Origin of the sequence: Mesorhizobium sp. M7A.F.Ca.CA.004.12.1.1 (assembly GCF_003997835.1) — a bacterium.
Taxonomy (GTDB): Bacteria; Pseudomonadota; Alphaproteobacteria; order Rhizobiales; family Rhizobiaceae; genus Mesorhizobium.
Map to the genome: position 1 here is coordinate 1 of NZ_RZRK01001275.1, position 1,047 is coordinate 1,047.

The window sequence follows — 1,047 nt, forward strand, 5'->3', positions numbered from 1 at the left end:
CTAGAAAGAAGGGCTGTGCGTTGGCTGCGGTCTTGTCGAGCATGCTCATCGGTCGCGTTCTCCTCATTTTTAGGTTATATTTTATAATAGAAAGTCTATCATAAAATCATATGGACGCAATCGGCCGGATCGGCGCATGCTGCCGGGCGGGGAGACATGATGAACGACCGGCGCAAACCATTGGAAACACAAGCCAAGCTGCTGGATCGCGGCTGGCATCTGGCGCGGACGCCGCTCGAAATCGACGTCGCCGAAATCGAATATGCGCTGATGCGCTCCTACGAGGCGTTCGGCCACTGGCAGGCGGAATGCCTGGCGACGGTGATCGAGTTTTCCGCCAGCGGGCCGGAAAATGCGCTGCTTCACATCATCAGGATGAACGACCGGCCAAAGAGCGTCCGCGACCTGGCGCAGATGACCAACAGAGACGACATCCCCAACATCCAGTACAGCCTGCGCAAATTGCTCAAGGGCGGCCTGGTCAAGCGAACCGGCAGCGGCAGGGCCGGCGTCACCTACGAGGTCACGCCGCTTGGGTTTCGAGTCACCGAACGCTATGCCGACATCCGGTCCGTCCTGCTCATCGAAGCGGTGACACGCGTCCCGGAGATGGCGGCCAAGCTCGAGGAAGCGGCGCGCACACTGGAGCTGATGACCGGCATCTACGAACAGGCGGCCCGCGCCGCGGCCACTCATCGCCGCCGGCACCCAAGGCCGGAACCCGGTGGCGAAGAGAACGAAACCGACGCCGGCTGAGGCGCGAAAGCACTTACGCCGCCTGCCTTTGCAGCTTCGTGCCGGTCTGGCTTTGTGCCCTGGTGGTGATGAACACGCCCGCGGTGATGATGACCGCGCCCGCCCAGGTCAGCAGCTGATAGTGCTCGCCGAGGAAGATGGTTCCGGCAAACAGGCCGACGGCCGCCGCCACATAACCGATCTGGCTGAGATAGACCGGACCGCCAACCGCCTGCAGCCGGAAGAAGAAGGCGAACATCGCCGATGCCGACGCAACCTGCGCGACCACCACCAGCGGCACGCCGCCGAGTG

General features: G+C 62.6%; 1 protein-coding gene and 1 pseudogene. One reads left to right on the plus strand and one right to left on the minus strand.

The window, feature by feature from the left end; all coding sequences use genetic code 11:
* The first annotated feature begins 159 nt into the window (after positions 1–159).
* On the plus strand, positions 160–756 hold the full coding sequence (locus EN984_RS35735; protein ID WP_127271360.1) for a winged helix DNA-binding protein: 597 nt from the start codon (positions 160–162) through the stop codon (positions 754–756).
* A 13-nt stretch (positions 757–769) separates the two neighbouring features.
* Here the strand turns inward: EN984_RS35735 and EN984_RS35740 are convergent.
* A pseudogene (locus EN984_RS35740) lies at positions 770–1,047 on the minus strand (EamA/RhaT family transporter); the annotation flags it as partial.

Bases quoted from the DNA above. Each gene is read 5' to 3' on its own strand.
- EN984_RS35735 (WP_127271360.1), top strand. From the start codon at position 160: ATGAACGACCGGCGCAAACCATTGGAAACACAAGCCAAGCTGCTGGAT.